This is a genomic window from Pedobacter sp. AC190, from assembly GCF_979258025.1.
Window position 1 is genome coordinate 3,134,968 of sequence record NZ_OZ409824.1, and the last position, 13,393, is coordinate 3,148,360.

Sequence of the window (13,393 nt, forward strand, 5' to 3'; positions counted from 1 at the left end):
ATAAACCACGATATTAATGTTGAAGGAATTCCTATCCATAATACTAAAAGGAGCAGGTCAGTACCTTCTATAAACCATAGGAAAAATGTAGTAGTAAAGCATAATGTGATTAAAAGTGCCATCAAAATTATACCTAAAAACAAACTGTATAAATTGACTCTTTTATCACCATTCTGTTTAGACATTTTAATCTTTATAGTCATATTATTCGTGTCTTTCATTGATTAGTTGTTCAGTCTGATTAGCCGCCTTTATTTTGCTATGGGTTAGGGCGACTAGTATGGTGCCTAACGTTTCGGGGCTTTGCGATGGTGGGGCAATCGAAGCACGGATCTTCAATTTTGCACAAAGTTGAACCGAAGAAATACCGTTGAACTTTGCAGTTTCGCGCCACTATTGCAAAACCGTTGTTGTGCGCAGTTTTTTTTCACATCAAGTCAATTATTCTACCGTTTTCCAATTTAAACGGTCCTTGCAAATTATTATTTTCTTCAATAGCTTCGTCCATTGCACTAAAAAAATTGTCCCAATGTTCTTTTAGTAAAATCTCATTTTTTGTTTCACAATATTCGCCTTCATCAAAAATTTCAAGATTTGAAAAATAATTTTCGATAACATTTAATAAATCAATAATTTTAATATGAGTTTCAATATTTGAAAATTGAGTTTTACAATATTCTTGAACGTACAAATCTTTATCAAACTCAAAAATTAAAGGTTCGGAATTTTCGTGTGGTTGTACTTGAATGCCTTTTGTTGCGCCTACATAATCCCAATCTTCTTCGTTTTTTACTCTTTCTAATTTTTTTAATTCATTTTGGGATTCAAAAAAAGTCCAATTGTGAAACTCAGAATATTCAATCACTTTTTTTATAAGCAAATTGTAATGTTCCTCATCTTTAAGTTTTCCTTCAAAGTGAATTGTTATTCCCATATTTGGCGTGATTTTTTTTAAAATTGCGTACAACGTTTCGGGGCTTTGCGATGGCGGGGGCAATCGAAGCACAAATCTTTAATTTTGCACAAAAGTTAAACAGAAGAACTACCGAAGAACTTTGCAGTTTCGCCCCACTATTGCAAAACCCTTGTTAGCAGATGGCATTCTTCTATCCTTTGAAGTCAAAGTCTTTAATTTTTATTTTACACATTTCTCCTGTTTTCAAGTTGTGCCAAACAATACCTTCAATTCCTGTGTCGTTCCCAAACTTTGTTTTTTGTTCAGGAAGCCATTTTTTTAAACCTTCAAAGTCTGTTGGCACGTTGTCATATTTTACTTTTTCGCACCATTCAGGAATTGAGAATATAAACAATATATGTCCAACAAGGTTTAGAGGGTTGCCTTGGATTTTTTCTCCTAATGCTTCTGCACTCCATTCTCCGTCTGGAACAGAAGTAAAGTCTGTGTTATTAACTGCGTCAAAAATATAGCCGTCTGCTTTATCCATTTCGTCAGCGTCCACATACCAAGGGTCAACTATTCCTTTCGCCTTTTGAATCTTGTCAGGATTTCTACGTTTTTCTACTCTAACAACAATGTGGTTTCTAACTGTCACACGAACATTTGTTCCGTCTAACTTTTCTGTTGCAATAGAGTTGTCAAAGTCAAAATGTTCGACAACTAATTTCTCATTTACTTTTCGATTGGTCTCCCAATTTCTGTCAAAGATTGTAGGTATTTTTTCCATTATATTGTTTTGTTTGTTTTTACGGTGTCGGTCGTTATGCTTTCTGCTAACGTTTCGGGGCTTTGCGATGGTGGGGCAATCGAAGCACAAATCTTCAATTTTGCACAAAAGTTGAACCGAAGAATTGCCGTTGAACTTTGCAGTTTCGCCCCACTATTGCAAAACCCTTGTTGGCAGTAGTTTTTTTATTCGCTCTTATATGTTTTTAAGTTTTTCGTCATACCAAATATCTTCGTAACCTTTACTGTCAGATAAAAATCTAAATCCAACGTCAAGTCCTAAATACTTAATTATTTCTGGTCTTTGTTGTAGCAAATGTTCTGCACATATTGGTTGGAAAAAATCGTCTGCTTCGGAATATTCGCCTGTCCAAATAAACCAACCCGTTGTTCCTTTTTCTGCTGGATGTCTTAGTCCATTAATTGGGTCTTTTTCAAGGTTTGTTGAAACTCCGATATTTAATTTCTTATTGATTGGTTTCCAAGTTGAGTTACTTTTTTCGCAAATTTCTTTTTGTGCTTCAATGTGTACATTCCAATTATTATGAATTAGCAAATCGTCTTTTTCAGTCAATAAACGTTTTTTCCAAAGTGAAACATTTGTTTTGTTAATTTCAAAATTAATGTCTTCGTTATCCCATTCAAAAATTGTGTCTGAAATAATGTCGTCTTCGTCCCATTCGAAATCATCATCGCTAATTGCAGTCCAAGCAAAATTTTGAATTGCGGTTTTGTCAATTTTATTTTCTAAAAAACTGTCGCAAAGTTCTATTAAATTTTGTCTTGTTACTTTCATTTCGGGTCGTTTCTAAAATTACTGCCAACATCTAGCTTTACGCAACTACATTATTTCTTAAACATTTATAAACGAATATAAATGTTTAACTTAATTATCGTCTGTGTAAAATCAATTCTAAAAATACAAAACCGTTATGCCATAACCAACGTTTATTGGTTAATGAAAAAACATTTCCTCTCGCTACTATTTTTTAATTGCGCTGTACTATTCGTTTCTGCTCAGGTTGCAGATCAGGATTCGCTGATTCGGAAGCGAGAATTTGCAAATAAAGCATTCACGATATTATATAAAGAAAACGCCGATTTGGCTTATACTTCACCAGGAGGCGAAATTGGAGCACCCACAAAATATGTTATTAATGGTCGCTTAACTACAACATATATGTTGCTGGGAAGTTATAAATCGCCTGTTGCAGTTTCTATTAATCCCGATTTTACGGTTCGTGTACGTAACGAGTTTTCGGCAGGTGTACGTACGCCAAGTTACCGTTTGGGCTTTTCTGGCTATGCCCGTCTTAATGCCAACCCCGAACATTATAAATATGCAGAACTCGCTTTTGCACATCACTCTAATGGGCAAGATGTATCGGCAAGGAATGAGGACGGTAGTATTAACACCAGAACGGGCAATTTCAATGCGAATTACTTAACACTTTCTTATCGATTTGGGAACTTTACACCAATAAGAGCAGATGAAAGTTATTATTCTTTAAACCATCGTGTGGGTTTACTTTGGCATAAATGGTTCAGGTACGAGCCAGTTCTCGATGATGGTTTCGGTTTTACCAGATTGTTGTATAATTTCTCGCTAAGACGGTATGATGAAATTGAAAAGAAATCGAAAATTAAAGGTAACCGTAAAGAAGAAAAAGAAACCTGGCGATTGAATGCCGAATTCAGCTACGCTATAAATAAAATCCCAGAAAAAAATATTGGCAATATTCAAAAACGATTAAACGCAGAAATTGCCTTTAATTATAGTTTCCCTTTTATGAATAATGTGTTTTTAATGGCTGCTGCGGGCTATTATGGGGAAGACAATTACAACATTTATTTTAAAGACCATTATGGCTATTTGCGTTTTGGAGTATCGTCTGGATTTCTTAGAAACCGACATCGACATTATGACAATTAATCCTTAATACAGATTGGATTACACTTTCATTTTGATAAAATTTTTAGCATTTTTGCGGATTGAAATTCTGTCTTTTTTAAGGCAAAGTTTCTTCCCAACTTTTCAACAAATATGAGCAATAAATCTATCGACCTCGGCGAGCAAAAAGATGTAGAAGTATATGGTGCGAGGGTACATAATTTAAAAAATATTGATGTTAGCTTCCCACGAAATCAACTGGTCGTAATTACTGGATTGAGTGGGAGCGGAAAATCATCATTGGCTTTCGATACCATTTATGCAGAAGGACAACGTCGCTATATGGAAACATTTAGTGCTTATAGTCGCCAGTTTATGGGCGGTATGGAGCGCCCAGATGTTGATAAGGTTTCGGGTTTAAGTCCAGTTATTGCCATTGAGCAAAAAACAACGAGCAAAAATCCACGCTCTACTGTTGGTACCATTACCGAGATTTATGATTTTATGCGTTTGCTTTATGCCCGTGTTGCCGATGCTTTTTCTTACAACACTGGCGAGAAAATGGAGCGCATGAGCGAAGACCAGATTCTGCAAAACATTTATAAAAAGTTTGATGGTGCTGCTGTTAATATCCTTGCTCCAGTAGTTAAGGGAAGAAAAGGACATTACCGCGAGCTTTTTGAGCAAATCCGCAAGCAAGGTTATGTTAAGGTGCGTGTAGATGGCGAAATCAAAGACATAACGGCTAAAATGCAAGTCGATCGTTATAAAATTCACGATATAGAAGTAGTTATCGATCGTTTAATTATTGATGAAAAAGATAAGAAACGTCTTTTAGATTCTTTACAAACGGCCATGAAAATGGGTAAAGGTGTTATTAAAATTAGCGATAAGGATAATAACGTAGCACACTTTAGTAAGTTTTTAATGTGCCCAACTACGGGTATTTCTTACGATGAACCTCAGCCCAACAGTTTTTCGTTTAACTCGCCTTATGGCGCTTGCGAACGTTGCGACGGCTTGGGTTATATTTTTGTAGTGGATAAGGAATCGGTTATGCCGAATCCAAAACTGAGCATTTTAAATGGTGGCTTAGCGCCCTTAGGCGAATACCGCGATACCTGGATGTTTCAGGTTTTAAAATCGCTTTCCAAAAAATATAACTTCTCTTTGTCAACGCCAATCGAAAAGCTAAGCGATGACATCATCAATATTATATTAAACGGTTCGCCCGATTTAATTAAGGTTGAAGTAGAATACAACAAATGGAATGTTCAGAATTATAACATCACTTTCGATGGGATTATAAAAATGCTCGAAGAGCAGAACGAAAAGAGAAGCGAATCTGCAGTTGATGATATGGATACTTTCCGCAAACTGAAAACCTGCCCAGAGTGTAATGGCGCAAGATTGAAGAAAGAAAGTTTGCATTTTAAAGTAGATGGCATGAATATTTTCGAGCTGTCATCAATGGATATTAACAACCTCTTTAAATGGTTCGAAAATGTCGATGAGCGTTTGTCAGACAGGCAAAATATAATTGCAAAAGAAATTTTAAAGGAGATTAAAGCCCGTATTGGTTTTTTAACCGATGTAGGTTTAACATATTTAACTTTAGATCGTACGGCAAGAACGCTTTCGGGTGGCGAGGCACAGCGTATTCGTTTGGCTACGCAAATTGGTTCGCAGTTAATGAATGTGATGTATATTCTTGATGAGCCAAGTATCGGTTTGCACCAAAGAGATAACGAACGTTTAATTAATGCTTTGAAAAACTTACGTGATTTAGGAAACACCGTTTTGGTGGTAGAACACGATAAGGATATGATTTTGGAGGCTGATTGGGTAATTGATGTTGGTCCTGGAGCTGGTATTCATGGCGGACAGATCGTTGCTGAAGGTACGGCGAAGCAAATTCTGAAATCGAATACGCTTACGGCTGCATATTTAAATGGTAAAAAAAGTATCGAAACGCCAAAAACAAGGCGTAAAGGTAATGGTCATAAATTATCGATAATTAAAGCGAGCGGACACAATTTAAAAGATGTTTCGATCGATTTTCCTTTAGGTAAATTTATCGCAGTTACTGGTGTTTCGGGGAGTGGCAAATCGAGTTTAATTACCGAAACCTTATATCCGATATTAAATCACCATTTTTTCAGAGCAAAGAAAACACCGCTTCCTTACGAGAAAATTTCGGGGTTAAAAGAAATTGATAAGGTAATTGAAATCGACCAGGCGCCGATTGGCAGAACACCGCGTTCAAACCCTTCGACATATACAGGTGTTTTTTCTGACATCAGAAACCTTTTTGTTCAACTACCTGAAGCTAAAATTCGTGGTTATAAACCAGGTCGCTTCTCTTTCAATGTTAAAGGTGGCCGTTGCGAAACTTGTCAGGGTGGGGGAATGAAGGTTATTGAGATGAACTTCCTTCCTGATGTACAAGTGCCTTGCGAAGAATGTGGTGGTAAAAGATACAACCGTGAAACACTTGAAGTTCGTTATCGTGGGAAATCAATCAGCGATGTTTTGGATATGAGTATCGAAGATGCTTGTGTTTACTTTGAACACATTCCGATCATCTATCGTAAAATCAAAACGCTTAAAGATGTTGGTTTGGGCTACATTACTTTAGGGCAGTCGTCGGTAACCTTATCGGGCGGCGAAGCACAAAGGGTTAAGCTGGCTACCGAACTTTCGAAAAAGGATACAGGTAAAACGTTCTATATTTTAGATGAACCAACTACAGGGCTGCATTTTGAAGATATAAATGTGCTTCTGGGCGTTCTACAAGAACTGGTAGATAAAGGCAATACCATTTTGGTAATTGAGCACAATTTAGATGTGGTTAAAGTTGCCGATTGGGTTATCGATTTGGGTGAAGAAGGCGGCGCTGGTGGTGGCAGGATTTTGTTTGAAGGCACGCCAGAAGGTTTAATCCAGAATCCGATTAGCTTAACGGGTAAGTTCCTTAAAAAAGAAATGGGACTTTAGTCTGAACATACTGAGCTTTCTGCGAAATCAGAAAGCTTAGTGTAATTCTACATCTCAGTTTTATCAACTAAAATTTAAACGATGTCTATTTTTTTGGAAAGCAGGGTTCGGGTTTCCATCGGTTCCGAAAATCCCGCCATACACTTATCCGATGAAAAATCGGAATCGTTTCTGTCGGGTTTAGTATACTGAAGTCTGTAATACTATTTATGTTTCGGTCGGTGAGACACCAACCGATAGTTAAAACCGTTTCTGTCGGGTTTATTGTATCGAAGCTTGTAGTACTATTTATATTTCGGTCGGTGAGGCACCAACTTACAGTTAAAAAATCGGAACTGTTTTTGTCGCGTTTATTGTATCGAAGTCTGTAAAACGAATTATGTTTCGGTCGGTGAGATACCAACCGATAGTTGAAATCGTTTCTGTCGGGTTTATTATACTGAAGTCTGTAATACTATTTATGTTTCGGTCGGTGCTATAGCAACCGATAGGTTAAAGTCTTCGACTTCGCTCAGACAGACAATATTTGGAATGAAATTAATTATGATTGCAACCGAGGAATGGGCATTTAATCAATTACCTCAACATTTCTTGCAAGCGTTTTAAAACGCACACTGTCGATTTGCTCAACTGTAATTGTGATATGGCCAGTTTTACTGGTGTTGATATCTCTAACCGTTCCCGATTTGCCTTTATGCGTTCCAGCAATCACCTTGCATTGATTACCGTCCTTTAGGTCAATGGTAGTTTGATTCATTATAGTTATTTAATTAACTTAGATACAATGGCAATTGCAAATCCAACAAATGCCGAAAGAAATAAATAGGATACAGGAATCATAATTGCTCTGAAAACTGCAGCCTTGTTAGAATAGCCGTATCGTGAAAAGAATTGGCTGTAAAACCAAACTGAATAAATCATTCCTCCTAAACCCACAAAAACATAATAAATAATAAACAAGCTTGTGGGGTTGGTGTAAAAAATTGTTAATATAGAAAATAGCAATCCAATAATTAATTCTACAGATGTTTTGTAGGAATTTAAAACCAGGTGTTCGCTGTAATTTAATTTTGCTTTTTTAAACCATACAAAGCTAAATAAAGAATAAAAAGGGATTAATATAAGCACCATTAATTTTGGATACTTGGTACTGAATTTTTCAATTTCACCCATGGTCGCCTGAATATTCTTTGGCATAATATCAGTCAAACGGATATGTATATAAGGTGCTAAGAGAGTTGAAACTGTTAAAATAATCATGATCAGCGTTACAAAGTTAAAGAGCCGTGCTCTCTTACCCTGAATAAACTCTCTTACGCTATGTCCTGGTCTGGTGAACAGCTCCTTAATGGTATATAAAATGCCTTTATCTACATGCCAAACGCCATGTACGAAATCGTGTTCAATAAAATGTATTAAAGAATAACGATGTGTAGTCGATTTCTGTCCGCAGCTTTCGCAATATTTATCAATTACTTCGTTGTTGCAGTTTAAGCAGTTATGGTGGGCTAATGGAGCGTTTGAATTCACTAGTTAGTTTGTCTTGATTTTATTTCTTTATTTATTTGTCCAAATCTTAAAAGAATGGGAAGCATTGTAATCATGCTGGCTGGAAAAATAGCAAGTAGTGCAAAATTTTTCTTCTCAATTGCTACATACGCAAAAATGCCAAACGCTAAAAGTAATACGATGCCAAATCCTATTGCTACGCCTTTTAACAAATTTCTTTGTTTTATTAAAAATTCGAGACTTTGGTCTGATAAATTATTTTTCATAAAATAGTTTGGTTTTCCTGAACAGTTGCCGAATTTAATAAAAGTTCAAATATATTCCTATATAATCTAGATTCATGTTTCTAACAACGCGGGTTTCTTGAATTTAAAGAACAAAAAAAATCCGCAGTTTTAAGGCTGCGGATTTGTTAAATTAGCAATAGATTAAGCTTGTGGCTCTAGGTATTGAGCGTAGCAATAGCCCTCTTCGCCGTCATTTGTACGTACTAACCACCATAAATCATTACTGCGATTTACGAGAGTAATAACTTCATTATGTGCAGCCTTACCAACAATTGGCTGGTCGGTTCCTGGCCCTTTGCGAATGTTTAAGTTGCTGCTTTGGGTAATAACTTTTGCGTGGGTAACCGCAACATCAATAGCAACGTTTACGTTTAAAACTAAATCACCAGAGGTAAAGTTCGGGTCGATTTGATTGTAAATTTCCCAAAGATTATCTTTTGTTGCGCCATCGGCTGCTGTTCCATCAACATATAAAATACCATCATGTTCGCGTACAGCTAAATCAGTTATACCTGCAGCAATTGCCGCATCGGTTAATGCTTTATATTTGTCTTGTAGTGCCATTGTTCAGGTTATTTTACAGTTAATTTATTTTCGATTTTCTTAGGTTTTAACGCACTTAGATGTTGCATTAAGGTAATTAACGAAGCTTTTTTAATTTCGCCTGTAAGAATTACCACACCATCTTTAACTTCCGTTTTTACCGTTGGGAAATCTTTGGTAGCATCAGCAACATTTTTAGTTAATGTTGTGTCTTCCGAAATAACTACAGGAGCTTGTGCAGGTTTAATTGTTAAGCTGTTAATAACAGATTTAACACCCTTTTCGGCTTTGGCTATTTCTTCGGCCTTAGCTTTGGCAGCATCATCTGCTACTTCACCTGTTAACGTAACATCGCCTTTTGCAACGACAACTGTAATCCCTGCAGGTTCTTTAGCCTGAACTGCAGCCTGGATATCTGCATCCTTTGGTTTACAGCTGGCTAAGAATAGCGTCGCTGCGATAACCGCACTCATTAAAAATTTAGTTGTTTTCATCCTCTTTTATATTGATTTTATTAAAAGCAAATTGAAATAAATGTGCTATTGCTAACACTTTTAATTCACTAATCAAGGGACGATTTATGAAGCAACTAATATATGAAATGAGTTTTAAACGAAATAAAACTTAAAGGTTTTTTTATTCACATTAGTTAGTTAGTGAAAAAATGGTTAAATCTTAAAAGAAAGGTTCGCGTATAATGCGAACCTTTTTTATTGCGCTACCAAAAGGTAAAAACAAGAAACTTGTAATTTGAGGTGTAGAAATTATAGATCTACATTAATAATTTTCTGGCGAGTAGGTGTCGTGGAATTGGACTCGAAATATTCGATTTTATAAGTTCCCTTGTTAAAAATCATCCTTAAATTCGAAGCTTTACCATATTCATTTATGCTGAATATTTGAGTAATATTACTGCTATTATATTGTTGTATCACCCAATTTTCTACGAATGAAACCGCATAAGACCATCCGGACATTCCAGTAACAGCTGAAATCCCACTAATTTTAATCGTTAATTTTGAGCCTTTCGGTGCTAATGCAGCAAATCCAAACCACCCGCTTTGCTGAGGAGTAGAGCCCGAAACGTAATTAGTTTTGTTTAAGGCAAGAATATTTGTCCCATATAACCCATTTTCAGGATAATTGATAACGGTGTTAGTAATTATAAAATTAGACTTAGTTATAAAGTTTGTTAAGTATTTACCAAAGTTTGGGATGCTTGCATTTGTGCCAAGATCGCTATAACGCTTGCTCAAATTCGCTTTTATCGATAAGGTATCTAAACTAACGGCGTGATTAATTAACGCGGAAGAAGTAGCACTGCTATTTAAAAATCCATCTTCTCTTATATCAGAACTAATATTTGAAATTAATTCTGTCATTTCGCTTTCCGTTCGATATCCCTGAATAATTGATGAGATTGCTAATAGTATAGCATTATCTTCGCCTGAGCTCGAAATGTCCATGTTTTCAGAGCTTTTAACATCGTTTTTAGTGATATTGAAAATGGCTAGGATTTCTTTTTGAGCCTGTGCTTTGGCGTCACCAAATGCTTTACCATTTTTAACCAAATATTCAATTCGCGATTTTTCTAATGTTGTTAATATATTAACATTGATATTAGTTTTTGAGGTGATATCCGTTAATGCGTAGAGTGTAATTTGGGCAATAGATTGCTGTCCTGTTATTTCGTTAAAGTAAAAACCATCTGCACGCAAACTCGCATATTGCGAAGTTAGTGGCATGTTATTTAACTCAAAAGTTCCTTTATTATCCAGTATTTGAACATTAAAAGATTTACCTGTTGCTGAAAGATCTTGTTGTAAATCGAAAATACTAATCGATGTGCCATTTACAAATGGACCTTTTTGAACGTGGCCAGTAACATTTTGTAATTGATAACTTTCTTTGTTTTTTTTGCAGCCACTGAGGCATAGGTTAATTACAATTATTGATAAGATAAAAAGTGAGTAGCGTTTTTCCATTTTAGGGATTTAGTTTATACTGGATTTTTAGATTTTTAATAACTAAGATACTATTATTCCCATTCTTTAAAAGGATGTTTTGTTAAATTGGAGTTGTAGTATTTTTTTTCGTGGGTTACTTCTTCTGTAATCCAATTGGGTATTTCGAATGGTTCATTTTCTGATAGAAGTTCGATTTCTGCAACGATTAAGCCTTCATTATCGCCTAAAAATACATCAACTTCCCAAAGTTTATTGGCGTGAACAATTTCGTGTCGAATTTTTTCTAATTCATTTTCCGAAAAATTATCTAGCAGTTCTTCGGCTTCTTTTAACGGAATTTCGTATTCATACTCTAACCTTGTTGCCCCAACAGAAATGCCCTTGATGGTTAACCAACCTGCTGTTTCAGTTTTTCGAACCCGAATCGTTTTTTCGGGATCAGTTAAAATATAACCTTGTCTGAAATGTTTTCCTGCTGGTTTGTCAAGTTTTTCCCATTCAGATAAATTGATTAAAAATTTGCGTTCTATTTCTTGCCCCATTATTTTGCTCTTTTCTGTAAATCACCAACTGGTAAACTAATTAATCGGCCAATCGGTTGTTTGCCTCTGTAGGTAATTATACGCAACATACTAGCATCTTTTGGCGGTACTAACGCGCTGGTGTATTTTGGGTAAAAGCGATCGGGGGTAGAGTTGTCAAAGCTGTAGTAAATATCCAATCCATCAATTTCTGGCGTTAGCTCAATCATTAATTGCTTATCTGGTGAGCGTTTAACAGATATAATTGGATCGTAAATGGCTGGAGAATATTTTACCTCAGCTAAATCTAAACGTTTAAATTGTTCTTCTGTACGCTCAACAAAATTAGTCCAGTTTTTCTTTTCTATTGGGCTCCAAACGGATTCTGAAATGGCAAAAGCACGAGGCCAAACCATATACTGTACCTGGCGGAAATTAAATATTTGCTCTGTCCACAGGTTTGCTTGTCCGCCGATAACATATTTGGCATTAACACTTGCTGGAACTGGGTTAAACTGATAAGCTTTATTTAAACGTAAAGAAGCATAAACTCTTGGTTCCGTAATAACATCGGCCTGCATATAATCCAAATAAGCAAAATCTGTTGGGCTCATTACAACATTATGTTTATCGTTAGCTGCCTGGATACCATATTTCATACCTCTCCAACTCATTACTGCGGCGGTTGGCGAAACACCTCCTTCGAGTATTTCATCCCATCCCATAAATTTTTTACCTTTTGATATTACAATTTGCTCTACACGTTTTTCAAAATAAGCCTGAACTTGCGGGATGGTTTTCAAGCCTTCACGTTGCATTAATGCTTTTATTTGATCATTCTTTTCCCAGAAATTATGCGAGGCCTCATCGCCACCCATATGGATGTACTCGAAAGGGAAAAGCTGGGCAATTTGAGTTAGTACAGTATCTAAAAAGCCATAAACTTTTTCGTTTGCAGGACAAAGTGTGTTATCTACCAGCGCAATTGGTGGTGCTCCACGACTCCAGTCCATAATTTTTTCGCCCGAACGTACTTTATAATTTACTGCATCAGGTGTGCAGGATAATTCAGGATATGAGGCAATAATGGCTAAACTGTGGCCTGGTACATCAATTTCTGGTAAAATATTTACAAAGCGTTCTTGTGCATATTGTACCAATTCTTTGATGTCTTCTTGCGTGTAAAAGCCACCGTAAGTTCGAGGTTCATCAGCCGTAGGTGGTATAAAATCGCCAAAGGTGCCTACTTTTTGAACACTCCATGCACCAACCTCGGTTAATTTTGGTAAGCCTTTAATTTCAATTCTCCATCCCTCATCATCGGCAAGATGTAAGTGTAATAAATTGAATTTATAGCGAACCATATCATCAATAAATTGCTTTACTTCTTGCTTGGTGAAAAAGTGACGGGCTACATCGAACATTAAACCTCTCCATCCCAATTTTGGATAATCAATTACATCAACGCATGGTGCTATCCACTTTATGTTTTTTACTAATTCTTTACTTTCTATTTCGGCAGGGAAAAGTTGAATTAAAGACTGAACACCCCAAAATATACCAGCAGGCTTATTGGCTGTAATTACAATTTGTGTAGGATTTACATTTAATTTGTAGCCTTCTAAACCAAGCTGAACATCTTCACTTGTGTTCAGTATTAGTTTTATGGTAGGATGTGCAGCATTTGCTGGAGTACTTACAAATTTCCCTGTTGCCGTTGTTATTCTTTGCGATAAAAACTCAATTGATTGTTTTAATTCGCCACTTTTGCTTGCCAGAATACTTACATTTTCTGGTAAGATAAAAGTTCCTGCTTTTTTCATTAATGAAACAGGTTCGGGAATGATGGCTATTGGTGTTTTCGAAATGGCACTTTCAGATTCTCCGATTTCTGTTTCTGAAACGATGGATTGAGCATATGTATTAACTGCAAAAATGCAGCACGATAGCATCACGAATATTCTTTTCATTAAATATGTAACTGTGGTTTAACT

At 36.1% G+C, this 13,393-nt stretch carries 13 protein-coding genes; 2 read left to right on the forward strand and 11 right to left on the reverse strand.

All coding sequences use genetic code 11. From position 1 onward, the window contains the following. Positions 1 to 427: 427 nt before the first annotated feature. From ACZZZI_RS13790 to ACZZZI_RS13800, 3 genes are all read right to left on the reverse strand, one after another. Entirely contained in the window at positions 428 to 934 is a 507-nt protein-coding gene (locus ACZZZI_RS13790) for a hypothetical protein (RefSeq protein WP_463489717.1), read from the reverse strand. Between the two features lie 172 nt (positions 935 to 1,106). Beyond that, positions 1,107 to 1,685: a hypothetical protein gene (locus ACZZZI_RS13795; RefSeq protein ID WP_463489718.1), complete on the reverse strand. Its 579-nt coding sequence runs from the start codon at positions 1,683 to 1,685 to the stop codon at positions 1,107 to 1,109. A gap of 195 nt (positions 1,686 to 1,880) precedes the next feature. Next, complete coding sequence (locus ACZZZI_RS13800; RefSeq protein WP_463489719.1) at positions 1,881 to 2,480, reverse strand: immunity protein Imm33 domain-containing protein; 600 nt, start codon at positions 2,478 to 2,480, stop codon at positions 1,881 to 1,883. An 81-nt stretch (positions 2,481 to 2,561) separates the two neighbouring features. On the opposite strand from ACZZZI_RS13800, the gene ACZZZI_RS13805 reads away from it, so the two are divergent. Together ACZZZI_RS13805 and uvrA are read left to right on the forward strand one after the other, a co-directional pair. After that, on the forward strand, positions 2,562 to 3,617 hold the full coding sequence (locus tag ACZZZI_RS13805) for a hypothetical protein (protein WP_463489720.1): 1,056 nt from the start codon (positions 2,562 to 2,564) through the stop codon (positions 3,615 to 3,617). 111 nt (positions 3,618 to 3,728) lie between these two features. Next, positions 3,729 to 6,572 carry an excinuclease ABC subunit UvrA gene (gene uvrA, locus ACZZZI_RS13810; protein WP_424058181.1) on the forward strand — a complete coding sequence of 948 codons (2,844 nt, stop codon included), beginning with the start codon at positions 3,729 to 3,731 and terminating at the stop codon, positions 6,570 to 6,572. Positions 6,573 to 7,140: 568 nt separating this feature from the next. On the opposite strand, the gene ACZZZI_RS13815 is transcribed toward uvrA, so the two are convergent. The 8 genes from ACZZZI_RS13815 to ACZZZI_RS13850 all read right to left on the reverse strand — a co-directional run bounded on the left by ACZZZI_RS13815 (position 7,141) and on the right by ACZZZI_RS13850 (position 13,369). After that, positions 7,141 to 7,329, reverse strand: a complete 189-nt coding sequence (locus ACZZZI_RS13815; protein WP_463489721.1) for a KOW motif-containing protein — start codon at positions 7,327 to 7,329, stop codon at positions 7,141 to 7,143. Between the two features lie 5 nt (positions 7,330 to 7,334). Further along, entirely contained in the window at positions 7,335 to 8,102 is a 768-nt protein-coding gene (locus tag ACZZZI_RS13820; RefSeq protein ID WP_463489722.1) for a DUF3667 domain-containing protein, read from the reverse strand. Beyond that, positions 8,102 to 8,347 carry a hypothetical protein gene (locus ACZZZI_RS13825; RefSeq protein WP_316756327.1) on the reverse strand — a complete coding sequence of 82 codons (246 nt, stop codon included), beginning with the start codon at positions 8,345 to 8,347 and terminating at the stop codon, positions 8,102 to 8,104. Before ACZZZI_RS13825 ends, ACZZZI_RS13820 begins: the two co-directional genes overlap by 1 nt. 162 nt (positions 8,348 to 8,509) lie before the next feature. Further along, the gene (locus ACZZZI_RS13830) at positions 8,510 to 8,932 is read right to left on the reverse strand and encodes an SH3 domain-containing protein (RefSeq protein WP_316756329.1); all 423 of its coding nucleotides are present in this window, start codon (positions 8,930 to 8,932) and stop codon (positions 8,510 to 8,512) included. 8 nt (positions 8,933 to 8,940) lie between these two features. Then, a complete protein-coding gene (locus ACZZZI_RS13835) occupies positions 8,941 to 9,405 on the reverse strand; it encodes a BON domain-containing protein (protein WP_316756331.1) in 465 nt (154 codons plus the stop codon). 270 nt (positions 9,406 to 9,675) lie between these two features. Beyond that, positions 9,676 to 10,896 (reverse strand): hypothetical protein, encoded by a 1,221-nt coding sequence (locus ACZZZI_RS13840; RefSeq protein WP_316756333.1) that lies wholly within the window; start codon positions 10,894 to 10,896, stop codon positions 9,676 to 9,678. A gap of 53 nt (positions 10,897 to 10,949) precedes the next feature. Further along, entirely contained in the window at positions 10,950 to 11,420 is a 471-nt protein-coding gene (locus ACZZZI_RS13845) for a CYTH domain-containing protein (RefSeq protein WP_316756335.1), read from the reverse strand. Continuing rightward, positions 11,420 to 13,369 (reverse strand): beta-N-acetylhexosaminidase, encoded by a 1,950-nt coding sequence (locus ACZZZI_RS13850; protein ID WP_463489723.1) that lies wholly within the window; start codon positions 13,367 to 13,369, stop codon positions 11,420 to 11,422. The genes ACZZZI_RS13845 and ACZZZI_RS13850 overlap by 1 nt, the downstream gene beginning before the upstream one ends. Positions 13,370 to 13,393: the final 24 nt, after the last annotated feature.

What these genes read in the sequence shown, in the direction of transcription:
- ACZZZI_RS13830 (WP_316756329.1), bottom strand. Translation starts at nt 8,932, where the DNA reads ATGGCACTACAAGACAAATATAAAGCATTAACCGATGCGGCAATTGCT.
- ACZZZI_RS13845 (WP_316756335.1), bottom strand. Translation starts at nt 11,420, where the DNA reads ATGGGGCAAGAAATAGAACGCAAATTTTTAATCAATTTATCTGAATGG.
- ACZZZI_RS13800 (WP_463489719.1), bottom strand. Translation starts at nt 2,480, where the DNA reads ATGAAAGTAACAAGACAAAATTTAATAGAACTTTGCGACAGTTTTTTA.
- ACZZZI_RS13840 (WP_316756333.1), bottom strand. Translation starts at nt 10,896, where the DNA reads ATGGAAAAACGCTACTCACTTTTTATCTTATCAATAATTGTAATTAAC.
- ACZZZI_RS13850 (WP_463489723.1), bottom strand. Translation starts at nt 13,369, where the DNA reads ATGAAAAGAATATTCGTGATGCTATCGTGCTGCATTTTTGCAGTTAAT.
- ACZZZI_RS13835 (WP_316756331.1), bottom strand. Translation starts at nt 9,405, where the DNA reads ATGAAAACAACTAAATTTTTAATGAGTGCGGTTATCGCAGCGACGCTA.
- ACZZZI_RS13805 (WP_463489720.1), top strand. Translation starts at nt 2,562, where the DNA reads ATGTTTAACTTAATTATCGTCTGTGTAAAATCAATTCTAAAAATACAA.
- uvrA (WP_424058181.1), top strand. Translation starts at nt 3,729, where the DNA reads ATGAGCAATAAATCTATCGACCTCGGCGAGCAAAAAGATGTAGAAGTA.
- ACZZZI_RS13815 (WP_463489721.1), bottom strand. Translation starts at nt 7,329, where the DNA reads ATGAATCAAACTACCATTGACCTAAAGGACGGTAATCAATGCAAGGTG.
- ACZZZI_RS13790 (WP_463489717.1), bottom strand. Translation starts at nt 934, where the DNA reads ATGGGAATAACAATTCACTTTGAAGGAAAACTTAAAGATGAGGAACAT.
- ACZZZI_RS13795 (WP_463489718.1), bottom strand. Translation starts at nt 1,685, where the DNA reads ATGGAAAAAATACCTACAATCTTTGACAGAAATTGGGAGACCAATCGA.
- ACZZZI_RS13825 (WP_316756327.1), bottom strand. Translation starts at nt 8,347, where the DNA reads ATGAAAAATAATTTATCAGACCAAAGTCTCGAATTTTTAATAAAACAA.